The organism is Streptomyces sp. MP131-18 (genome assembly GCF_001984575.1).
In the GTDB taxonomy this organism is placed as follows: domain Bacteria; phylum Actinomycetota; class Actinomycetes; order Streptomycetales; family Streptomycetaceae; genus Streptomyces; species Streptomyces johnsoniae.
The window spans coordinates 7,272,563-7,294,549 of record NZ_LZNS01000001.1 but is presented as its reverse complement, the minus strand read 5'-3'; the positions used below and the strand labels follow the sequence as shown (position 1 = coordinate 7,294,549).

The following is a 21,987-nucleotide window of genomic DNA, read 5'->3' as shown; positions in this document are numbered from 1 at the left end:
GCGGTACGGATTCGGCCGGTGGGGAGCTGCGGCTCCTGTGTCATTATCTCCGATCCCCGCGCGGACCGACGAGCCGGAGGGGCCGCGCCCGGAACTTACGCACACCCGTTCGCACGGCGAGCCCGGCCCGCGGCGGGCATGGCCCTGCACGGGGGCGGGTAGCGATGGCGCCCGGAGAGGGGAACGATCATGACCGCACACGGCGCCCCGCTGAGCTTCGGTATCAAGACCACGCCCGTCGGGACCGGCTACGACGAGATCTTGCGCGTGTGGCAGGAGGCGGACGAGCTGCCGGAGATCGAACACGCCTGGCTGTGGGACCACCTCCTCCCGGTGTTCGGCCGCCAGGACGCCCCCGTCCTTGAGGGCTGGACCCTGCTGGCCGCCCTCGCCGCGCGGACCCGGCGCCTCGGACTCGGACTGCTCGTCACCGGCAACGGAATCCGCTCGCCCGCCGTGCTCGCGAAGATCGCCGCGACCACGGACGCCATCGCGCGCGGCCGCCTGACCGTCGGCGTCGGCGTCGGCGCCACGCTGCGGGCCGGGGCAGAGAGCCCCGCGGCCGCCGAATACCCGGCGTACGGCCTCGGCCTGGTCCCGCACGCCGAGGGCGTGGCCCGCCTCGACGAGGCGTGCACCGTGCTGCGCCTGCTGTGGACGCGGGACCTGGTCGGCTTCCACGGCCGCCACTACCGGCCGGCCGGCGCCCACTGCGAGCCTCGCCCCGACCGCCACCTCCCGCTGCTCGTGGGCGGAGCGGGCACCGGCGCCCTGCGCGTGGCCGCCCTGCACGCCGACCTGTGGAACGTCCAGGGGCCGCCGCACCACACCATCGCCCAGGTCCGCGCCCGCGTCCTGGCCCTGGACGCGCAGTGCGCGGCCGTCGGCCGGGACCCCGGGGAGATCACCCGCTCCGCACAGCTGCACGTCTCCTACGACGACCCCGCCGCGACGCGCACGGCCGTGCTCGGCCTGATCGACGCGGGCATCAGCCATATCGTGCTCAGCCTGCCGATGCCGTTCCCGCCGGGGGCGGCCCGGTGGGCGGCACAGGAGATCATCGGCCCGGTCCGCGCCGCCCGAGCTACGCGTCCGGGTCCGAGCGGTCCAGGGCGGGCTGCCGCCCGGACGGCTGGGACAGCAGCCGGTCCGCCGCCGCCGAGTCGGTGACCAGGCTCGTCACCAGTCCCGAGCGCAGCACCGCCCCGATGGCGTCCGCCTTGCGCCGCCCGCCCGCGATGGCCACGACCTCGGGCACCCGGCGCAGCCGCTCGGCCTCCACGGTGATGCACCGCTCCCCCAGATCGCGCCCGACGCGGCGGCCGTCCGCCGCGAACAGGTGCGCCGACATCTCGGCCGCCACCCCGAGCGAGGCATAGTGCTCCCGCTCGTCCTTGGCCAGCATGTCGTGCACGGCCGAGATGCCGGGCTCCCACGAGCCGATCGACACCGCGGCGATCGTGACCTTGTCGAAATATTCGAACGCCGCCGCGATCCCCGGCTGCCTGCGCAGCGCCGCCGCGGTGCCCGGATCGGGCAGCAGCATCGGCGCGTAGATCGGGTGCGCCGCCCCGCCCGAAACGGCCGCCGCGCGCCGCACCGCCTCGACCGAGCCGCGCTCCGCCGTCCCCGCGTCGTATACCCCGGTCAACTGCACCACGGTGCACGGCGGAAGCTCGCGCAGGGCCGCCGCCATGTGAATCGTCGAACGCCCCCACGCCAGGCCGAGCACGTCCCCCTCCGAGACCAGCTCCCCCAGCAGCTCCGCCGCCACCTCGCCCAGATGCTCGGGATCGGGCGTGTCGTCCGCCGTGCCGGACGGCGACTCGGCCACCACCACGTGCCGCAGGCCGTAGCGGGCGCGCAGCGCGTCGGAGCGCTCCGCGTCCAGCTCGGCGGGAACCCTGATCTCGATGCGCACCAGGTCGTGCTCCACCGCGGACTCCAGCACGCGGGCGACCTTGAACCGGCTGACCCCGAACTCGTCGGCAATCTGGATCTTCGACTTGCCTTCCAAGTAGAAGCGGCGCGCCATTGCGGCCGCCTGCATCAGCTCGGCGGGCCCCATTCGTGTGGCTGACCTGCCGGTCGGCACCGCATTCACCTCACTGTCCTCCGCCTTGTGTCCCCGCTCACGTTCGCCTGTTCATCCTCGCAGATGCCGGGCACCACCGGTCCTGGCCCTGCACCCCGCGGGAGGCGGAGAACCGGATCGACAGCAGCTGTTCATCCCGATGTGGGGCGGGAGGCGGCCTTTTCGGCCTGGGCGCGGAGCGACGCGACGGCCGCCGCCGGATCGTCCGCACCGTAGACGGCCGATCCGGCGACGAAAACGTCGGCGCCGGCCTCGGCGCACCGTTCGATCGTCGAGGCCGAGACCCCGCCGTCCACCTGGAGCCACAGCGGCAGCCCGTGCCGGTCGATGAGCTGCCGGGTACGGCGGATCTTCGGCAGCATGATGTCGAGGAACGACTGCCCGCCGAACCCCGGCTCCACCGTCATCACCAGCACCATGTCCAGCTCGGGCAGCAGGTCTTCGAACGGCTCGATCGGCGTGGCCGGTTTCAGCGCCAGCGAGGCCCGCGCGCCCTTGGCCCTGATCTCGCGTGCCAGCCGCACCGGAGCCGCGGCGGCCTCGGCGTGGAAGGTGACGGAGCCCGCCCCGGCCTCGACGAAACCCGGCGCCCAGCGGTCGGGGTCCTCGATCATCAAGTGGCAGTCGAGCGGGGTGCCGGTGGCCCTGCCCAGCGCCTCGACGACGGGCAGCCCGAGCGTCAGGTTGGGCACGAAGTGGTTGTCCATCACGTCGATGTGCAGCCAGTCGGCGCCCTCGACGGCCGCCGCCTCCTCGGCGAGGCGGGCGAAGTCGGCTGACAGCATGCTGGGGTTGATCTGAGCCATGGCCTCAAGTATTCAGCATGTCAGCGCGGCCGAACGGGCCGCCCGCCCCCTACCGGGTCCGCCGCAGCAGCGCCAGGTACATGGCGTCGGTGCCGTGCAGGTGCGGCCACAGCTGAACGTCCGGCCCCTCGCCGAGATCCGGCACACCGGGCAGCAGCGGACGGGCGTCCACCCACTCCGCGCCGGTGTCCGTCAGTCCCTTCAGCACGTCCGCGACGACCAGGCGGGTTTCGGCCAGATGCGGCGAACAGGTCGCGTACCCCACGACTCCGCCCGGCCGGACCGCCCGCAGCGCCCCGCGCAGCAGCTCGCGCTGCACCGAGGTGAGCCTGTCGATGTCCTCGGGACCGCGGCGCCAGCGCGCCTCGGGGCGGCGGCGCAGCGCGCCGAGCCCGGTGCAGGGCACGTCCACCAGGACGCGGTCGAACGCGCCCGGCCGCCAGGCGGGCCTGGTGCCGTCGGCCACGACCGTGTGCGCAGGGCCCGGATTGCCCGCCAGGGTGCGGGCGACGAGCTTGGCCCGGTGCGGCTGCTTCTCCGCCGCGAGCAGCGTGGCCCCGCGCTCGGCGGCGAGCCCGGCGAGCAGCGCCGCCTTGCCGCCCGGGCCCGCACAGCCATCGAGCCAACGGGTGTCGCCGCCGGTCAGCGGCGCGTTCGCCAGGGCGAGCGCCACCAGCTGGCTGCCCTCGTCCTGCACGCCCGCGCGGCCGTCCCGGACGGCGTCGAGCGCGCCGGGCTCGCCGCCCTCGGCCAGCCGTGCCGCGTACGGGGACCAGCGCCCCGGGTCGGCCCGCCCGTCCGCCAGCAGCTCGGCCACGGTGGAGCGCCCCGGCCGGGCCGCGAGGGTCACGCGGGGCCGTTCGTTGTCCGCGGCCAGCAGGCTCTCGATGCCCTCCCGGCCCCCGCCGAGCGCGTCCCACAGGGCCGCGACGATCCACCGCGGGTGGGCGTGCACCAGGGACAGGTGACGTTCGGGGTCGTCGTCGTAGGGCGGCGCCAGCCGCGTCAGCCAGCCGTCCAGGTCGTGGGCCGCGACACGGCGGAGCACGGCGTTGACGAACTTGGCCCGCCCGTCGCCGAGTACGCACCGCGCCAGCTCGACGGTCGCGCTGACGGCCGCGTGGCTGGGGATGCGGGTGGCGAGCAGCTGGTGCGCGCCGAGCGAGAGCACGTCGAGCACCGGCGGGTCGACCTCGCGCAGCGGCCGGTCCACGCACTCGGCCAGCACCGCGTCGTAGGTGCCCTGGCGGCGCAGCGTTCCGTAGACCAGCTCCGTGGCCAGGGCGGCGTCCCTGGCGTCGAGCGTGCCGGCGGACCTGGCCCTGGCCAGCATCGGGGGCAGCACGAGATTGGCATAGGCGTCGCGCTCGTCGACGGCGCGCAGCGCGTCGAAGGCGAGAATCCGCACCGGGTCCCGGCGGGGTCGTCGGTAGGGCCTGGCGGGTCGGCGCGGCCGGCTGCTCACAGAAAGGTCAACTCCGGTGGTACGGGACAGGGTGTGGTTCAAGCCTACGGCGGAGTTCTCAGCTTCCGAGCCGCTCGCCGGGGGTGACGCGGACGCCCCTGGCCCAGTCCGCGGCGCGCATCGGCTTCTTGCCCTGGGGCTGCACCCAGACCAGCTCGACGGCGTGCGAGCCGGTGCCCGCGTGCACGGTCTGCTTCTCCGCGGCCAGCTCGCCCGGCGCCAGGCCGGTCCGCTCCGGCACCGGCGTGACCTGCCGCAGCTTCAGGCGTTCGCCGCGGAAGAGGGTCCACGCGCCCGGCGCAGGGGTGCAGGCGCGGACCTGCCGGTGGACGTGCAGGGCGGGCATGGCCCAGTCGACGGCGGCGTCCTCGACGCTGAGCTTGGGGGCGAGGCTCACGCCCTCCGCGGGCTGCGGCCTCGGGGCCAGTGTGCCGTCCTCGATCCCGTCCATGGTGGCGGCCAGCAGCCCGGACCCGGCGAGCGCGAGCCGGGTCAGCAGATCGCCGCTGGTGTCGTCGCGCCGGATCTCCTCGGTCAGCACCCCGAACACCGGACCGGAGTCCAGGCCCTCCTCGATGAGGAACGTGGCGGCGCCGGTGATCTCGTCCCCCGCGAGCAGCGCGTGCTGGACCGGTGCCGCGCCACGCCAGGCGGGGAGCAGCGAGAAGTGCAGGTTGACCCAGCCGCGGGGCGGGATGTCCAGGGCGGCCTTGGGCAGCAGTGCACCGTAGGCGACGACCGGGCAGCAGTCCGGCGCGATCTCCCTGAGCCGGTCGAGGAAGGCGGGGTCGCGTGGCCTGTGCGGCCGGAGGATCTCGATCCCGGCCTCCCGGGCGCGTTCGGCCACGGGGCTGGGGACCAGGCGCCGGCCGCGGCCCGCGGGCGCGTCGGGCCGGGTGACGACGGCGACGACCTCGTGCCGGTCCGAGGCGAGCAGGGCGTCCAGGGCGGGAACGGCTACCTCGGGCGTGCCGGCGAAGACGAGCCTCATCGTGCGGGATTCACCTCTCGTGCGGGTGCGGGTGCGGGTGCGGGGCGGCTCGCAAGTCTACGGTCCGCGACGCCCGGGTGACGCGAGGGGCGGGCAGGACCCGGAGTGCCCCGCCCAGTTGACGATGCGCGCCGACAGCGTGACCCCGACGGGCGCTGGCGCGTTGTCAAGACAGATTGACCGCAACGGGCCGATTTCGGGCCCGCTTCCTTGACGCCGGTTCGAGAGGCTTGTTCATGGCCGACCACGCCACCCCTGACGCTCAGGCACGGGCCAGCTTGCATGTGCTGGTGCGGGACATCGAGCGGGTCCGCCGCCAGGTGGACGCGCTGCGCACCCTCACCGCACAGCTGGGCAACGTCTACCGTCCGCGCCGCGCCGGGCCTTCCGCCGGTTTCGTGGTGTACGGGCGGGCTCCCGCGCCAACGGTGCGTCTCGCGCAGGAGCTCCGCGACAGTGTGGAGGCGCTGGTCACCGCCGCGGTGGACTTCGACCGCTCCCTCGGCTTCTCCTGGGACGCGGTGGGCTCGGCCCTCGGCGTCACCAAGCAGGCGGTGCACCGCCGCTACGGCGCTCGGCGCCCCATCGGCGGCCAGCCCGCCGCGGCGCGCGAGGGCGCGCGCCCGGAGCTGCCGGTGGCCCCGGGTGTGCCCCCGGCGCGCACGGTACCGGGGCAGGGCGGCGCCCCGCCGGACGCGGAGGAGGCGCGGCCCGGAGCGTTCCCCGGCCAGCGCAGCGGCTGAGGCCGGGGCCGGGGATCAGCCGATGTCGGAAGGGTCGATCAGCACCCGCGCACCGGCGCTCTCGCGCCGCGCGAGCCGGGCGGCCCGCGCCGTCTTCAGCGCCGCCGCGAGCGCGGCGCCCTGACCGGGCGGCACCCGGACCAGCGCCCGGTCCCACTGCTCCCCCGCCGGCGGGTCGCCGGTGCGGCGCGGGCGACCGGGGTCCGGCACGGGCAGCTGCACCGGGCCGAGCACCTCGGCATCGGGCGGGAGGCGGGTGGCGCCGAGCAGTCCGGCCACCGCGTCCGGCGGCCCGCTGACCGCGGCCATGCGGGAGACGGGCGGGAAGCCGAGCGACGCCCGGTCGGCCAGCTCCCGCCGCGCATGGCCCGCCGGGTCCCAGCGCACCAGCGACTGCACGGGCCGCAGCGTCGGCTCGGCCAGCACGACGACCGTGCCGCCCTGCGGCTGCGGGCGGACCAGGGCCGCGGCATTGAGCCAGCGGCGCAGCGCCTCCTCACCGGCCCGCAGATCCGGGCGGCCGAGCAGGGCCCACCCGTCCAGGAGCAGCGCGGCGGCGTAGCCGGGCCCGGCCGGCACCGGTTCGGCGCCCGGCGTGCTCACCACAAGGGCGGGCGCATCGGGCACGGTGTCGAGCACGTGGTCGCGCCCCGAGGTGCGGACCGGGACGGCGGGGAACGCGCGGCCCAGCTCCTCCGCGGTGCGCCTGGCGCCGATGACGACGGCCCGCAGCCGCGGGGAGCCGCATGCGTCGCAGTGCCACTCCGGCGCCCGGCGGCCGCACCAGCCGCAGCCCAGCAGCTCCAGCGCGCCCTCCGCGGCCAGCGGTCCGTGGCAGTCGGCGCAGCGCGCGGGCGTGCGGCAGCGGTCGCAGGCCAGCCGTGGGGCGTACCCGCGGCGCGGCACCTGGATCAGCACGGGCCCGCGTGCGAGGCCGTCGCGCAGGGCCTGCCAGGCAACGGTGGGCAGCCGCGCGTAGCGGGCCGCCTCGTCCCTGCGCTGGTCGTCCTCGACGACGGTGCGGATCACGGGCGCCGTCTCGCGCACGGTCTCCCGGGCCGCGGCGAGCGGACCGGCCCACCCGGTCTCGACCAGCTGCGCCGCCTCGACGGTGATACCGTGCCCGCCGAGCAGCACCGCGGCCCGTTCCTGCGCGGCGCGCAGCACCAGCACCTCGCGGGCGTGCGGCTGCGGCGCATGCTCGTCGCGGTGCGCCGCGTCGCCGTCGTCCCAGATGGCGGCGAGGCCGAGGCCGTGCACGGGCGCAAACATCGCGGCACGGGTGCCGACGACGCAGCGCACCGCCCCGCGGCTGACCGCGAGCCACCGCCGGTACCGCTCCTCGCGCCCGGCGTCGGCGGTCAGCAGCACGTGTGCGCCGCCGCCGGTCAGCGCGGTCAGGGCGGCGTCGACGCGCGCCGCGGCGCGCCCGTCGGGCAGCACCGCGAGGGCACCTCGCCCGGCGGCGAGGCTGGTGGCCAGGGCACGGGCCAGCTCGTCGGCCCAGCCGGGCCCCGGCAGCGCGGTCCACACGGCACGCGGCGCCTCGCCGCGGGACAGGGCGTCGAGGAAGCCGGGTCCGTGGGGATAGCGGGCCCAGCCGCCGGGGTCCGGGGCCGCGGGCGGGTCCTGCGGCTCGGGCGAGGGCCGCCGCTCGGCGCGGGCCATGCGCGGCGGCACGGCCAGCGCGACGACGTCGGCGAGGGCACCCGCGTACCGGTCGGCGACCGAGCGGCACAGCCGCAGCAGCGCGGGCGTGAGAACGGGCTCGGTGGAGAGCACCTGCGCGAGCGGCGCGAGCACCCCGGGGAAGTCCGTCTCCTCGCGGCGCTCCACGATGAACCCGTTGATCAGCCGACCGCCCTCGCGGCGGCCCTCGCGCTGACCGGCGCCGAACCGGACGCGGACCCGGACGCCCGGCCTGGCCTCGGCGTCCATGGCGGCCGGCACGGCGTAGTCGAAGAGGCGGTCGAGATGGACGAGCCCCTTGTCGACGAGGACGCGGGCCACGGGCAGCCGCTCGGCACGCTCGGCACCGCGCCACGTGCGCGGTTTGGCGCGGGAGGCCGCGGAACGGCGGCCGGCCGCGCGGACCAGCGCCAGCTGCTCGCCGGCCTCCGCCGCCTGCTCCGGTCCCTCGCCCACAGGGTCAGTACATCAAACGCGTCGGACAGGGCCCGGAGACCGCGTGGGCCCCCGGGCCGGCCGACTGGCCAGGGACTAGATGCCCGCGGCGGTGCGCAGGGCGTCGACGCGGTCGGTGCGTTCCCAGGTGAACTCGGGCAGTTCGCGGCCGAAGTGGCCGTAGGCCGCGGTCTGTGCGTAGATGGGGCGCAGCAGGTCCAGGTCGCGGATGATGGCGGCCGGGCGCAGGTCGAAGACCTGCGAGATGGCCCGCTCGATACGGTCGGCCGGGACGGTGGCGGTGCCGAAGGTCTCCACGAAGAGGCCGACCGGCTCGGCCTTGCCGATGGCGTAGGCGACCTGCACCTCGCAGCGCGTGGCGAGCCCGGCGGCCACCACGTTCTTGGCGACCCAGCGCATCGCGTACGCGGCGGAACGGTCCACCTTCGAGGGGTCCTTGCCGGAGAACGCGCCGCCGCCGTGCCGCGCCATGCCCCCGTACGTGTCGATGATGATCTTCCGGCCCGTGAGCCCGGCGTCGCCCATCGGCCCGCCGATCTCGAACCGCCCGGTCGGGTTGACCAGCAGCCGGTACCCGTCCGTCTCCAGCTTGATGCCCTCGTCGGTCAGCAGCTTCAGCTCGGCCTCGACGACGAACTCCCTGATATCGGGCGCGAGGAGGGAGTCCAGGTCGATGTCGCTGGCGTGCTGGCTGGAGACCACGACGGTGTCGAGACGGGCCGCCTTGTCGCCGTCGTACTCGATCGTGACCTGCGTCTTCCCGTCGGGGCGCAGGTAGGGGATCGTCCCGTTCTTGCGGACCTCGGACAGCCGGCCGGAGAGGCGGTGGGCCAGCCGGATGGGCAGCGGCATCAGCTCGGGCGTCTCGTCGCACGCGTAGCCGAACATCAGGCCCTGATCGCCGGCGCCCTGCCGGTCCAGCTCGTCCTCGTCGCCCTCGACCCGGTTCTCGTAGGCGGTGTCGACGCCCTGCGCGATGTCAGGGGACTGCGCGCCGATGGACACCGAGACGCCGCAGGAGGCGCCGTCGAAGCCCTTCTTGGAGGAGTCGTAGCCGATCTCCAGGATCTTGTTGCGCACGAGCGAGGCGATCGGCGCGTAAGCCTGGGTGGTGACCTCCCCCGCGACATGGACGAGTCCGGTGGTGATCAGGGTCTCCACGGCGACGCGGGAGGAGGGGTCCTCCTTGAGCAGCGCGTCGAGGATCGTGTCGCTGATCTGGTCGGCGATCTTGTCGGGGTGACCCTCGGTCACGGATTCCGAGGTGAAGAGGCGGCGGGACACATCGCTCCCTAGTGTTGCAGCGGCTGCTGACTGAATCACTGGCGACCACCCGCTACGGGGCGAGGCCGGCGCCAGTGTAACCGGCCGGAATCCCCCCTGAACCTTCGGCACGGCTTCGGCTCAGGCGTGAATCCGGATGACAACAGTAACGGCCCCGCAACCTTCAGGCATAGAGGCTGCCCGCTCTGCGAGACGGCAACGTCCGTGCCCCGATCAGGAAACCGCAGCCCAGCGCCTTGCCACAGCGTCCCAAATCCGGTCGGCCAGTACGTCCTTGGGGCCGTGGGGAACGGATGTCTCACCGCCGCCCGCCTCGATGATGACCGCCTCGTTCTCCTCGGTGCCGAACGCCAGTGCCTCCCCGACCTGGTTGACCACGAGGAGGTCGCAGCCCTTGCGGGCCAGCTTGGCACGCCCGTTGGCCAGTACGTCCTCGGTTTCTGCCGCGAATCCGGCGACGACGCGGCCCGCCGGGCGGTCCGCCGACAGCTCGGCCAGGATGTCGGGATTGCGGACCAGCGCGATCGGCTCCGGGTCCTGCCCGTCCCGCTTCTTGATCTTGTTCTCGGCGCGGACGGCGGGCCGGAAATCGGCCACCGCCGCCGCCATCACCACCGCGTCGGCGTCCACGGCGGCCTTGCGGACCGCCTCCCGCAGCTCACCGGTGGTGCTCACCTCGATCACGTCGGCACCGGCGGGCTCTGGCAGCACGGTGTTGGCCGCAATGAGGGTGACCCGGGCGCCCCTGGCGACGGCGGTGCGGGCCAGCGCGTAGCCCTGCTTGCCCGAGGAGCGGTTGCCGAGGAAGCGCACCGGGTCGAGCGGCTCGCGCGTGCCGCCGGCGGTGACCACCACGTGCCGCCCGGCGAGGTCGGTGTCCAGGACCGCGGGCCCGCGGTCCAGCACGCGGCGGCAGAACGCGAAGATCGCTTCGGGGTCGGGCAGGCGGCCCTTGCCGGTGTCCGCGCCGGTGAGGCGCCCCACGGCGGGCTCGACGACCAGCGCGCCGCGGCGGCGCAGCGTCGCCACGTTCTCCCTGGTGGCGGGGTGCTCCCACATCTCGGTGTGCATCGCGGGCGCGAAGACCACCGGGCAACTCGCGGTGAGCAGAACGTTCGTCAGGAGGTCGTCGGCCCGGCCGCCGGCCGCGCGGGCGAGGACGTCCGCCGTGGCGGGAGCGATGACGACGAGGTCCGCCTCACGGCCGATCCTGACGTGCGGCACCTCCTCGACGTCCTCCCAGACCTCGGTGGCCACGGGCGCCCCGGAGAGCGCGGCCCAGGTGGCCGCGCCGACGAAGCGGAGCGCCGACGCGGTCGGCACCACCCGCACCTCGTGCCCGGACTCGGTGAACCGCCGCAGCAGCTCGCACGCCTTGTAGGCGGCGATGCCGCCACCCACCCCGAGGACGACCCTGGGCCGCTCCATCACTCGCCTCTTCCCGCTGCCGCTGCCTGTCATTGCCTGCCGCCTGCGCCTGCCGGGGACCATCCTGCCGCACGGCAGACGGAGGGCCCGGCCGCAGGGCTGCGGCCGGGCCCGTACGCGAACGCCGTCAGTCGGTGGCGCCCTCGACGGCCTCCGAGGTGAGCAGGCCCGCATTGATCTCGCGGAGCGCGATGGAGAGCGGCTTCTCGTGCACGTGGGTGTCCACGAGCGGGCCGACGTACTCCAGCAGGCCCTCGCCGAGCTGCGAGTAGTACGCATTGATCTGGCGCGCGCGCTTGGCGGCGTAGATCACGAGGCTGTACTTCGAGTCGGTGGCCTCGAGCAGCTCATCGATCGGCGGGTTGATGATGCCCTCGGGCGTGGTGATGGAAGAGGACACGCTCTGCCTTCCGCTGGATGTCTCGGGATTGCCCCACTTCACAGAGTGGTCAACGAATCAAGGCTAGCAGCTCCGCCGTGACGTCCTCGACGGAGGTGTTGACCAGCGTGACGTCGAACTCGCGCTCCGCCGCCAGCTCCGTCCTGGCCACGGCGAGGCGCCGTTCGACGACCTCGGGCGGCTCGGTGCCGCGGCCGGTGAGCCGGCGGACCAGCTCCTCCCAGCTGGGCGGCGCCAGGAACACCAGGCGGGCGTCCGGCATGGAGGCGCGGACGAGCCGGGCGCCCTGGAGGTCGATCTCCAGGAGCACGGGCGCCCCGGCCTCCAGCCGGTCGAGCACGGCACGGCGGGGCGTCCCGTAGCGGTGCCCGGCGAACTCGGCCCATTCGAGCAGCTCGCCATTGGCGACCAGCTTGTCGAACTCCTCGTCGTCCACGAAGAAGTAGTGCACGCCGTGGCGCTCGCCGGGGCGGGGCCTCCGCGTGGTGGCGGAGACGGAGAGCCACACCTCGGGATGGGCTTTACGCAGATGAGCGACGACCGTGCTCTTGCCGACCCCGGAGGGGCCGGAGAGCACGGTCAGTCGCGGACGATCGGTCATGCGGCGATTATCGCTTCTCCCGCGGCGGCGGCGGAAACCGGAGCCGGCGGGAACCCGCGGCTCAGGCCGGGGTGCTGCCGAACTCGCGCTCGAGTGCCGCGATCTGGTTGGAGCCGAGCCCCCGGACCCGGCGGCTCTCGGAGATGCCGAGCCGCTCCATGATCTGGCGGGCGCGGACCTTGCCGACGCCAGGCATCGACTCCAGCAAGGCACTGACCTTCATCTTGCCGATGACATCGTTCTCCTGGCCCTGCTTGATGACCTCGTGCAGCGAGGCGCCGGAGTGCTTGAGCCGATTCTTGACCTCGGCGCGCTCCCGGCGAGCCGCGGCGGCCTTCTCAAGCGCGGCTGCGCGCTGTTCAGGGGTTAGGGGCGGAAGAGCCACGCCTACGTCACCTCGGTTGTCGAACTGTCGGATACGGAACGGTGAGGAACCTAGTAGCCCCGCACCGGTGGAGCAACGAGCAACGCGCTCGGCTGCTCCGCTTCGACGGAGACTAGCGGGGGTCGCCGCGATAAGTCAGGGAGAATCGGCAAAAACTCCAGGTCAGCTATCGAGCAGCCCCGACATTTCCGGCATATCACTACGGCTGGCGGCGCATCGCAACGACCCGTCACGCTCCGGCACCGGTGAATCGGGCCATCGCCTCCGCCTCGCGTTCTGCCGCGGCGCGCAGCGCGTCCGCATCCGGCCCGTGCCGGAGCACGCCCCGGCTCACGGCGGGCAGCACATTGCCGAGCGCCGCGCCGAAAACGCGCGGCAGGTCCGCGGCGCTCGCGCCCTGCGCGCCGAGGCCGGGGGCGAGCAGCGGCCCGTTGATCGCCAGATCCGCACCGGCCTCGGCGAGTGTCGCGCCCACCACGGCGCCGAACGAGCCGAGCGGCCGCTCCCCCGCGTTCTCCGCCCGCAGCCGGTCCAGAACGGCCTCGGCCACCGTGGTGCCCGCCGCGTTCCTCGCCCGCTGCACCTCGGGGCCCTCCGGGTTGGAGGTCAGCGCCAGCACGAACACGCCCGCCCCGTTCTCCCGCGCCAGGTCGAGCGCGGGGCGCAGCGTGCCGTAGCCGAGGTAGGGGCTGAGCGTCACCGCGTCGGAGAACAGCGGGGCGCCCTTGGCCAGGTACGCGTCGGCGTAGGCGGCCATCGTGGAGCCGATGTCGCCGCGCTTCACGTCCGCAACGACCAGCGCTCCCGCGTCGCGCGCGTCCGCGACGGCCCGCTCCAGCACGGCGATGCCGCGGGAGCCGAACCGCTCGAAGAACGCGGACTGCGGCTTCAGCACCGCGACCCGGCCCGCGAGCGCCTCCACCACGGTCCGGGTGAAGCGCTCCAGGCCGTCGATGTCGTCGCCCAGACCCCAGTCGGCCAGCAGCGCGGCGTGCGGATCGATGCCCACGCACAGCGGGCCGCGTTCGTCCATGGCGCGCCGCAGGCGGGCGCCGAAGGGCTCGGTCGTGGTCACGGTGCCTCCTTCGCTGCCGGGCCCGGTGCGGCCGTGCCCGGCGCCGGTGCGCGGGCCGAGGCGCCGACGGCGTCGGCGAGCGTCGCGTACGGGCTCGCGGCCAGCCGCTCGGCCAGTCCGCGGTGGATGGTGCGGGCCCAGCCAGGGCCGCCATAGATGAAGCCGCTGTAGCCCTGGATCAGGGTGGCACCGGCCAGCACCCGTTCCCAGGCGTCCTCGGCCGTCTCGATGCCGCCGACGCCGATCAGCGTCAGCCGGTCGCCGACCCGCGCGTACAGGCGGCGCAGCACGGCGAGCGAGCGCGCCTTCAGCGGCGCACCGGACAGCCCGCCGGCCCCGAGGGCGTCCACCGCCGCCGCATCCGTGGCGAGGCCGTCCCTGCCGATGGTGGTGTTGGTCGCGACGATGCCGTCGAGGCCCGATTCGGCGGCGAGGTCCGCGACCGCGTCGACGTCCTCGTCGGCGAGGTCGGGGGCGATCTTCACCAGCAGCGGCACGCGTCGCACCGGCGAACTGCGGTCGGCCGCCTCGCGGACGGCGGCGAGCAGGGGGCGCAGCCGGTCGGCGGCCTGGAGGTCGCGCAGCCCCGGGGTGTTCGGCGAGGAGACGTTGACGACGAGGTAGTCGGCGTAACGGGCCAGGCGCTCGGTGGAGGCGATGTAGTCGGCGACGGCCCCCGATTCGGGGACGGACTTGGTCTTCCCGATGTTGACGCCGACCACGGGCCAGGTGGCGCGGCGGCGTGCCAGGCGGGCCGCGACGGCGGCGGCACCGTCGTTGTTGAAGCCCATCCGGTTGACCAGGGCGCGGTCGCGCGGCAGGCGGAAGAGGCGCGGCGCCGGGTTCCCCGGCTGCGGCCGCGCGGTGACCGTTCCGATCTCCACGAAGTCGAAGCCGAGGGCGGCCAGGCCCGGGACCCCGACCGCGTTCTTGTCGAAGCCGGCGGCCAGGCCGAACGGGCCCGGCAGGTCCAGGCCGAGCGCCCGCACGCGCAGCGCCGGATGCCGCGGCGCGAACGCACCGCGCACCGCCCCCCGCGGCCCCGGCACGCGGGATGCGGCGCGGATGAGGGCGAACGCGAGGTGGTGGGCGCGCTCGGCGTCGAGGCGGCGCAGGACGGTGTCGAAGAGCAGCGGGTAGCCGGGCACGGCGGTCACTGCTCCCGCGCCGCGCCGAGGGCGCGTGCGTGGTCCTGGAGGGAGCGCACGCCGACCTCGCCACGCCCCAGCGCGTCGATGCCCTGCACGGCGGCGGCCAGGGCCTGCACCGTGGTCAGGCAGGGCACGCCGCGGGCGACGGCGGCGGTGCGGATCTCGTACCCGTCGAGCCGGCCGCCGGTGCCGTAGGGCGTGTTGACGATGAGGTCCACCTGCCCGTCGTGGATGAGCTGGACGATGGTCGGCTGACCCTGCGGGCCCTCGCCCTGGCTCTGCTTGCGCACGACGGTCGCGCTGATCCCGTTGCGCTGGAGCACCTCAGCGGTGCCGGAGGTGGCCAGCAGTTCGAAGCCGTGCTCGACCAGCGCGCGGGCCGGGAAGATCATGGCCCGCTTGTCGCGGTTGGCGACCGAGACGAACGCCCGCCCCCTGGTGGGCAGCGCGCCGTATGCGCCGGCCTGCGACTTGGCGTACGCGGTGCCGAAGACCGAGTCGATGCCCATGACTTCGCCCGTGGAACGCATCTCGGGCCCCAGCACGGTGTCCACGCCGCGCCCGTGCACGTCGCGGAACCTGGACCACGGCATCACCGCCTCCTTCACGGAGATCGGCGCGTCCGGCGGCAGCGTGCCGCCGTCGCCGTGCGCCGGGAGCACGCCCTCGGCGCGCAGCTGCGCCACCGTGGCGCCGAGCGAGATCCGGGCGGCGGCCTTCGCCAGCGGCACGGCGGTGGCCTTGGAGGTGAACGGCACGGTGCGGGAGGCGCGCGGATTGGCCTCGAGCACGAACAGGATGTCCCCGGACATCGCGAACTGGATGTTGATCAGGCCGCGGACGCCGACGCCGCGGGCGATGGCCTCCGTCGAGGCGCGGAGCCGCTTGATGTCGAAGCCGCCCAGGGTGATCGGCGGCAGCGCGCAGGCCGAGTCGCCGGAGTGGATGCCGGCCTCCTCGATGTGCTCCATGACGCCGCCGAGGTACAGCTCCTCGCCGTCGTACAGCGCGTCGACGTCGATCTCGATGGCGTCGTCGAGGAAGCGGTCGATCAGCACCGGGTGTTCGGAGATCAGCCCGGCGTGCAGCCGCAGGTACTCGGCGAGCGCGGGCTCGTCGTACACGATCTGCATGCCGCGCCCGCCCAGCACGTAGCTCGGCCTGACCATGACCGGGTAGCCGATGCCGGCGGCGATGGCCTTGGCCTCGTCGAACGAGAAGGCCGTGCCGTACTTCGGCGCGGGCAGCCCGGCCTCCGCCAGCACGCGGCCGAACGCACCGCGCTCCTCCGCGAGGTTGATCGCCTCGGGCGAGGTGCCGACGACGGGCACCCCGTTGTCCTTGAGCGCCTGGGCCAGGCCGAGCGGGGTCTGCCCGCCGAGCTGCACGAGCACCCCGGCGACGGGGCCCGCCTGCGTCTCGGCGTGCACGATCTCCAGAACGTCCTCCAGCGTCAGCGGCTCAAAGTAGAGCCGGTCGGAGGTGTCGTAGTCGGTGGAGACGGTCTCCGGGTTGCAGTTGACCATCACGGTCTCGTAGCCGGCGTCGCTGAGCGCGAAGCAGGCGTGGACGCAGGAGTAGTCGAACTCGATGCCCTGGCCGATGCGGTTGGGACCGGAGCCGAGAATGATCACGGCGGGCTTCTCGCGCGGCGCGACCTCGGTCTCCTCGTCGTAGGACGAGTACAGGTAGGGCGTGCGGGCGGCGAACTCGGCGGCGCACGTGTCGACCGTCTTGTAGACGGGGCGCACGCCCAGCGCGTGCCTGACCTCGCGCACGACGTCCTCGTGGAGCCCGCGGATGCCGGCGATCTGGGCGTCCGAGAACCCGTGGCGCTTGGCCGTGGCCAGCAGCTCGGGGGTCAGGAGCGCCGCGGCGGCCAGCTCGTCCGCGATCTCCTTGATGAGGAACAGCTGGTCGACGAACCACGGGTCGATGCGCGTGGCCTCGAAGATCTCCTCCTGCGTGGCACCGGCCCTGATGGCGGCCATCACCGTGTTCAGCCGGCCGTCGGTGGGGACGGCGGCCACCGCGAGGAGGCCGGCCTTGTCGCCGGGCGCGCCCGTGAAGTCGAACGGGGCGTCCTTCTTCTCCACCGACCGCAGGGCCTTGTTCAGCGCCTCGGTGAAGCTGCGGCCGATGGCCATGGCCTCGCCCACGGACTTCATCGTCGTCGTCAGCGTGGCGTCCGCGGCCGGGAACTTCTCGAACGCGAACCGCGGGACCTTGACGACCACATAGTCGAGGGTCGGCTCGAACGAGGCGGGCGTCTTCTCGGTGATGTCGTTGGGGATTTCGTCCAGCGTGTAGCCGATCGCCAGCCGGGCGGCGATCTTGGCGATGGGGAAGCCGGTGGCCTTCGACGCGAGGGCGGAGGAGCGGGAGACCCGCGGGTTCATCTCGATGACGACGACGCGGCCGTCCTCCGGGTTCACGGCGAACTGGATGTTGCAGCCGCCGGTGTCGACGCCGACCTCCCGGATGACCTCGATGCCGATGTCCCGCAGGATCTGGTACTCGCGGTCGGTGAGCGTCATCGCCGGGGCCACGGTGATCGAGTCGCCGGTGTGGACGCCCATCGGGTCCAGGTTCTCGATGGAGCAGACGACCACCACATTGTCGTTGCGGTCGCGCATCAGCTCCAGCTCGTACTCCTTCCAGCCGAGGATGGACTCCTCCAGGAGCACCTCGGTGGTCGGCGAGAGCGCCAGGCCCTGGCCCGCGATGCGGCGCAGCTCGCCCTCGTCGTGGGCGAAGCCGGAGCCGGCGCCGCCCATGGTGAACGAGGGCCGGACGACGACCGGGTAGCCGCCCAGCTCCCCGACCCCGGCCAGCACGTCAGCCATGGAGTGGCAGATCACAGAACGGGCGGACTCGCCGTGCCCGATGCGCCCGCGGACGGCGGCGACGACCTGCTTGAACTGGTCGCGGTCCTCGCCCTTGCGGATCGCCTCGATGTTGGCCCCGATCAGCTCCACGCCGTACGACGCGAGGGTGCCCGCCTCGTGCAGGGCGACCGCGGCGTTCAGCGCGGTCTGGCCGCCGAGGGTGGCCAGCAGCGCGTCGGGGCGCTCCTTGGCGATGATCTTCTCGACGAACTCGGGGGTGATCGGCTCGACGTAGGTGGCGTCGGCGATCTCCGGGTCGGTCATGATGGTCGCCGGGTTGGAGTTGACCAGGATGACGCGCAGCCCCTCGGCCTTGAGCACCCGGCACGCCTGGGTCCCGGAGTAGTCGAACTCTGCGGCCTGGCCGATGACGATCGGACCCGAGCCGATGACAAGGACGGACTGGATATCGGTGCGCTTAGGCACGCTGATCCTCCATCAGGGAGACGAAGCGGTCGAAGAGGTAGGCGGCGTCGTGCGGACCCGCGGCGGCCTCGGGGTGGTACTGCACGCTGAAGGCCGGGCGGTCCAGCAGCCGCAGCCCCTCGACGACGTCGTCGTTCAGGCAGACGTGGGAGACCTCGACGCGCCCGTGCGGGGTCTCCGAGACCGCGTCGAGCGGCGCGTCGACGGCGAAGCCGTGATTGTGCGCGGTGACCTCGACGCGGCCCGTGGCCAGGTCCTTCACCGGCTGGTTGATGCCGCGGTGGCCGTACTTCAGCTTGAACGTGCCGAAGCCGAGGGCGCGGCCGAGGATCTGGTTGCCGAAGCAGATACCGAACAGCGGGGTGCGCCGCTCCAGCACGCCGCGCGTCAGCGCGACCGGGTGGTCGGCGGCCGCCGGGTCGCCCGGGCCGTTGGAGAGGAACACCCCGTCCGGACCCGCGGCGTACACCTCCTCCAGCGTCGCGGTCGCGGGCAGGACGTGCACCTCGATGCCGCGCTGGGCCATCCGGTGGGGAGTCATGCCCTTGATGCCGAGGTCGATCGCGGCGACGGTGTAGCGCTTCTCACCGATGGCCGGAACCACGTAGGGCTCCGTCGTGGCGACCTCCGCGGACAGGTCGGCGCCGACCATGGGCGGCGCCGACCTGACGCGCGTCAGGAGCGTCTCCTCGTCGCTGAGTGCGGGCCCGGAGAAGATGCCCGCGCGCATGGCGCCCCGTTCGCGCAGGTGGCGGGTGAGGGCGCGGGTGTCGACGCCGCTGATGCCGACGATGCCCTGGCCCGCCAGCTCCGCGTCCAGGGGCCGCACCGAGCGCCAGTTGGACGGGATGCGGGCCGGGTCGCGGACGACGTAGCCGGCGACCCAGATGCGGCGGGACTCCGGGTCCTCGTCGTTCACGCCGGTGTTGCCGATGTGCGGGGCGGTCATCACGACCACCTGACGGTGGTACGAGGGGTCGGTCAGCGTTTCCTGGTAGCCGGTCATGCCGGTGGCGAACACGGCTTCCCCGAAGGTCTCGCCGACCGCGCCGTAGGCACGGCCGTGGAAGGCCCGGCCGTCCTCGAGAACCAGCACGGCGGGGGCCGTGGCGGTGTGCCGCGGGGCGGTGGTCATCGTGCACCTTCCTTACGGGTCTTGCGGGTCTCACGGGTGTCGCTCGGCTCACGGTGGTCCCGGCCGGGGTCTTCGTGCGGCGTGAACGGGCCGAGCGCCCCGACCCACGCGGCGTGCTCGGCCGCCCGGTCCGCGCGGAAGCCCGAGTCCAGCAGCCGGCCGCCGTGCTCCCAGGTGATGACGAGCAGGCCCCCCTCGGTGAGGACCTTGCCCGCGATGCCCTTGTCGAGGCGCGCGCCGCGCACGCGGCCGGCCGGGATGTGGAAGTCGGTCGCGCCGGGGCGCAGCACGGTCACGCCCTCGTCGGTGAGGGTCACCTCCGCGCGGCTCCTGGCCCCGAGGCCGTGGGCCACGATGCGGTCCAGCCACTGGCCCGCCGTCGTGGTGCCGTGGTAGCGGCCGGTCAGGTGCAGCCGGGGGTCCGCGGGGACAGCCGGCGCGGGCGTGAGCGCGGGCACGTCGCCCTGGAGCACGGCCCGCCACTTCCAGCCCTCGCGCATCAGCCAGTAGACGAGCACGAGGAAGAACAGGATGCCGACGATCCACCCGATGCGGGCGGCCCAGTCGGTCACCTCCTGGGACCTGCGTTCCGTCTGCTCCTCGGCCAGCAGGTGGTACAGCGCCGCGGTCATACCGGGACCCCGTCCCGCACGGTGGCCCGGCCGCGCAGGAACGTGTGCAGTACCCGGCCGGGCAGCTCGCGTCCCCGGTAGGGCGTGTTGCGACTGCGGGAGGCGAACGCGCCCGGCTCGACGACGGCGCGGTGCGCGGGGTCCAGAAGCGTCAGGTTGGCGGGCTCGCCCGCCGCGACCGGCCGGCCGTGGCCGCCGAGGCGACCGATGGCGGCGGGGCGGGCGGACAGCCGGTCGGCGACGGCGGGCCAGTCCAGCAGCCCGGTGTCGACCATGGTGTGCTGGACGACGGAGAGCGCGGTCTCCAGGCCGATCATCCCCATGGCCGCGGCGCCCCACTCGCAGTCCTTGTCCTCGTGCGGGTGCGGGGCGTGGTCGGTGGCGACGCAGTCGATGGTGCCGTCGGCCAGGGCCTCCCGCAGCGCCATCACGTCCTCCTCGGTGCGCAGCGGCGGGTTCACCTTGAACACCGGGTCGTAGGAACGCACCAGGTCGTCGGTGAGCAACAGGTGGTGGGGCGTCACCTCGGCGGTGACCTGCCAGCCCTTGGACTTGGCCCAGCGCACCAGCTCCACCGAGCCGGCGGTGCTCAGGTGGCAGACGTGCACGCGGGAGCCGACGTGGGCGGCGAGCAGCACGTCGCGCGCGATGATCGACTCCTCGGCGACGGCGGGCCAGCCGGCCAGCCCCAGCTCGGCGGAGACGATGCCCTCGTTCATCTGGGCGCCCTCGGTCAGCCGCGGCTCCTGCGCGTGCTGGGCGATGACGCCGTCGAACGCCTTCACGTACTCCAGGGCGCGCCGCATCATCACCGCGTCGTCGACGCACTTGCCGTCGTCGGAGAAGACGACGACGCGCGCCGCCGACTCGTGCATGGCGCCCAGCTCGGCCAGCTGCTTGCCCTCAAGACCGACGGTGACGGCGCCCACCGGCTGGACGTCGCAGTAGCCGGACTCGGCACCCAGACGCCAGACCTGCTCGACGACGCCTGCGGTGTCGGCGACGGGGAAGGTGTTGGCCATGGCGTGCACGGCGGTGAACCCGCCGGCCGCGGCGGCCCTGGTGCCGGTGAGGACCGTTTCCGAGTCCTCGCGTCCCGGCTCGCGCAGGTGCGTGTGCAGGTCGACCAGGCCGGGCAGCAGGATCAGCCCGTCCGCCTCGACGACGGCCGCGCCGGCCGCGGACAGGCCGGTGCCCACCTCGGCGACCGTCTCACCGTCGATCAGAAGGTCCCGCGGCGATCCGCCGAGGATGCGCGCGCCGCGGATGAGGGTGCGCTCGGTGTGGGTCATGCGGGCTGTCCGTTCTCGTCGGTGCGGGCGGTGTCGGCGGGCCAGGCGCCGCCGAGCAGCAGGTACAGGACGGCCATGCGGACGCTGACGCCGCCGGATACCTGTTCCACGGCGGTGCAGCGCGGCGAATCCGCGACCTCCGCGGTGATCTCCATGCCGCGGTTCATCGGGCCGGGGTGCATCACGATGGCGTGCTCGGGCATCCGCGCCATCCGGGCGCCGTGCAGTCCGTAGCGGCGGGCGTACTCGCGCTCGGTCGGGAAGTAGGCGGCGTTCATCCGCTCGCGCTGGACGCGCAGCATCATCACGGCATCGGACTTGGCCAGGACCGCGTCCAGGTCGTAGGAGACCTCGCACGGCCAGTGGGAGACGCCGATGGGCAGCAGCGTCGGGGGCGCGACCACCGTGACCTCCGCCCCGAGCGTGGTCAGCAGGTGCACGTTGGAACGGGCGACCCGGCTGTGCAGGATGTCGCCGACGATGGTGACGCGCCGACCGGAAAGGTCGGCGCCCGCGCCGCCGTTCCGGCCGCCGACCAGGCGGCGGCGCAGCGTGAACGCGTCGAGCAGCGCCTGCGTGGGGTGCTCGTGCGTGCCGTCGCCCGCGTTGACCACACAACCGCCGATCCAGCCCGAGGTGGCCAGCCGGTGCGGGGCGCCGGAGTCGTGGTGGCGGATGACGACCGCGTCGGCGCCCATCGCCTCCAGGGTCAGCGCGGTGTCCTTCAGCGACTCGCCCTTGGAGACGGACGAGCCCTTGGCGGAAAAGTTGATCACATCGGCGGAGAGCCGCTTCGCCGCCGCCTCGAACGAGATGCGGGTGCGGGTGGAGTCCTCGAAGAACAGGTTGACGACAGTGCGGCCGCGCAGCGTCGGCAGCTTCTTGATCGGCCGGTCCGCGACGCGGGCCAACTCCTCGGCGGTGTCGAGGATCAGCACGGCGTCGTCGCGGGTGAGATCGGTGGCCGAGATGAGGTGGTGCTTCATCAGGTGCCTTCCGTGGGAGAGGGAAGCGTGCTGGGGACGGGACCGAGCGCGGCGGCGCG

At 73.9% G+C, this 21,987-nt stretch carries 19 protein-coding genes; 2 read left to right on the top strand and 17 right to left on the bottom strand.

The genetic code is table 11. The annotated features are described in order from the left end of the window. The first annotated feature begins 189 nt into the window (after window positions 1-189). Window positions 190-1,170, top strand: coding sequence for an LLM class flavin-dependent oxidoreductase (locus STBA_RS32445; protein ID WP_077062589.1), 981 nt, complete (start codon window positions 190-192; stop codon window positions 1,168-1,170). Here the strand turns inward: STBA_RS32445 and STBA_RS32440 are convergent. From STBA_RS32440 to fmt, 4 genes are all read right to left on the bottom strand, one after another. Beyond that, entirely contained in the window at window positions 1,085-2,068 is a 984-nt protein-coding gene (locus STBA_RS32440; RefSeq protein ID WP_077062588.1) for a sugar-binding domain-containing protein, read from the bottom strand. The two genes, STBA_RS32445 and STBA_RS32440, sit on opposite strands and share 86 nt — an antisense overlap. Window positions 2,069-2,226: 158 nt before the next feature. After that, a complete protein-coding gene (rpe, locus tag STBA_RS32435; RefSeq protein WP_077062587.1) occupies window positions 2,227-2,901 on the bottom strand; it encodes a ribulose-phosphate 3-epimerase in 675 nt (224 codons plus the stop codon). Between the two features lie 49 nt (window positions 2,902-2,950). Then, window positions 2,951-4,366, bottom strand: a complete 1,416-nt coding sequence (locus tag STBA_RS32430; protein ID WP_171987835.1) for a transcription antitermination factor NusB — start codon at window positions 4,364-4,366, stop codon at window positions 2,951-2,953. A 58-nt stretch (window positions 4,367-4,424) separates the two neighbouring features. Continuing rightward, window positions 4,425-5,357: a methionyl-tRNA formyltransferase gene (gene fmt / locus STBA_RS32425; RefSeq protein WP_077062586.1), complete on the bottom strand. Its 933-nt coding sequence runs from the start codon at window positions 5,355-5,357 to the stop codon at window positions 4,425-4,427. A 236-nt stretch (window positions 5,358-5,593) separates the two neighbouring features. Here fmt and STBA_RS32420 point away from each other — a divergent pair, with 236 nt between their 5' ends. Continuing rightward, window positions 5,594-6,100 (top strand): hypothetical protein, encoded by a 507-nt coding sequence (locus STBA_RS32420; protein ID WP_077062585.1) that lies wholly within the window; start codon window positions 5,594-5,596, stop codon window positions 6,098-6,100. A gap of 15 nt (window positions 6,101-6,115) precedes the next feature. Here STBA_RS32420 and STBA_RS32415 read toward each other — a convergent pair whose 3' ends face one another. The 13 genes from STBA_RS32415 to STBA_RS32355 all read right to left on the bottom strand — a co-directional run bounded on the left by STBA_RS32415 (window position 6,116) and on the right by STBA_RS32355 (window position 21,928). Beyond that, window positions 6,116-8,245, bottom strand: coding sequence for a primosomal protein N' (locus tag STBA_RS32415; RefSeq protein WP_077062584.1), 2,130 nt, complete (start codon window positions 8,243-8,245; stop codon window positions 6,116-6,118). 75 nt (window positions 8,246-8,320) lie between these two features. Continuing rightward, window positions 8,321-9,529, bottom strand: a complete 1,209-nt coding sequence (gene metK, locus STBA_RS32410) for a methionine adenosyltransferase (RefSeq protein WP_077062583.1) — start codon at window positions 9,527-9,529, stop codon at window positions 8,321-8,323. A 213-nt stretch (window positions 9,530-9,742) separates the two neighbouring features. Continuing rightward, entirely contained in the window at window positions 9,743-10,957 is a 1,215-nt protein-coding gene (gene coaBC, locus STBA_RS32405; protein ID WP_077062582.1) for a bifunctional phosphopantothenoylcysteine decarboxylase/phosphopantothenate--cysteine ligase CoaBC, read from the bottom strand. Window positions 10,958-11,084: 127 nt separating this feature from the next. Continuing rightward, on the bottom strand, window positions 11,085-11,357 hold the full coding sequence (rpoZ, locus tag STBA_RS32400; protein ID WP_059008417.1) for a DNA-directed RNA polymerase subunit omega: 273 nt from the start codon (window positions 11,355-11,357) through the stop codon (window positions 11,085-11,087). A 49-nt stretch (window positions 11,358-11,406) separates the two neighbouring features. Continuing rightward, window positions 11,407-11,958 (bottom strand): guanylate kinase, encoded by a 552-nt coding sequence (gene gmk / locus STBA_RS32395; RefSeq protein ID WP_077062581.1) that lies wholly within the window; start codon window positions 11,956-11,958, stop codon window positions 11,407-11,409. 61 nt (window positions 11,959-12,019) lie between these two features. Then, window positions 12,020-12,343 carry an integration host factor gene (locus STBA_RS32390; RefSeq protein WP_077062580.1) on the bottom strand — a complete coding sequence of 108 codons (324 nt, stop codon included), beginning with the start codon at window positions 12,341-12,343 and terminating at the stop codon, window positions 12,020-12,022. A gap of 229 nt (window positions 12,344-12,572) precedes the next feature. Next, entirely contained in the window at window positions 12,573-13,418 is an 846-nt protein-coding gene (gene pyrF / locus STBA_RS32385) for an orotidine-5'-phosphate decarboxylase (protein WP_077062579.1), read from the bottom strand. After that, complete coding sequence (locus STBA_RS32380; protein WP_253195154.1) at window positions 13,415-14,575, bottom strand: quinone-dependent dihydroorotate dehydrogenase; 1,161 nt, start codon at window positions 14,573-14,575, stop codon at window positions 13,415-13,417. The genes pyrF and STBA_RS32380 overlap by 4 nt, the downstream gene beginning before the upstream one ends. Then, window positions 14,572-17,883: a carbamoyl-phosphate synthase large subunit gene (gene carB, locus STBA_RS32375; protein ID WP_077062578.1), complete on the bottom strand. Its 3,312-nt coding sequence runs from the start codon at window positions 17,881-17,883 to the stop codon at window positions 14,572-14,574. Before carB ends, STBA_RS32380 begins: the two co-directional genes overlap by 4 nt. Then, window positions 17,876-19,018: a glutamine-hydrolyzing carbamoyl-phosphate synthase small subunit gene (carA, locus tag STBA_RS32370; protein ID WP_077062577.1), complete on the bottom strand. Its 1,143-nt coding sequence runs from the start codon at window positions 19,016-19,018 to the stop codon at window positions 17,876-17,878. Before carA ends, carB begins: the two co-directional genes overlap by 8 nt. Beyond that, window positions 19,015-19,650: a hypothetical protein gene (locus tag STBA_RS32365; protein WP_253195152.1), complete on the bottom strand. Its 636-nt coding sequence runs from the start codon at window positions 19,648-19,650 to the stop codon at window positions 19,015-19,017. Before STBA_RS32365 ends, carA begins: the two co-directional genes overlap by 4 nt. Beyond that, window positions 19,647-20,942, bottom strand: coding sequence for a dihydroorotase (locus tag STBA_RS32360; protein ID WP_077062576.1), 1,296 nt, complete (start codon window positions 20,940-20,942; stop codon window positions 19,647-19,649). Before STBA_RS32360 ends, STBA_RS32365 begins: the two co-directional genes overlap by 4 nt. Next, on the bottom strand, window positions 20,939-21,928 hold the full coding sequence (locus tag STBA_RS32355; RefSeq protein ID WP_077062575.1) for an aspartate carbamoyltransferase catalytic subunit: 990 nt from the start codon (window positions 21,926-21,928) through the stop codon (window positions 20,939-20,941). The genes STBA_RS32360 and STBA_RS32355 overlap by 4 nt, the downstream gene beginning before the upstream one ends. Window positions 21,929-21,987 lie beyond the last annotated feature (59 nt).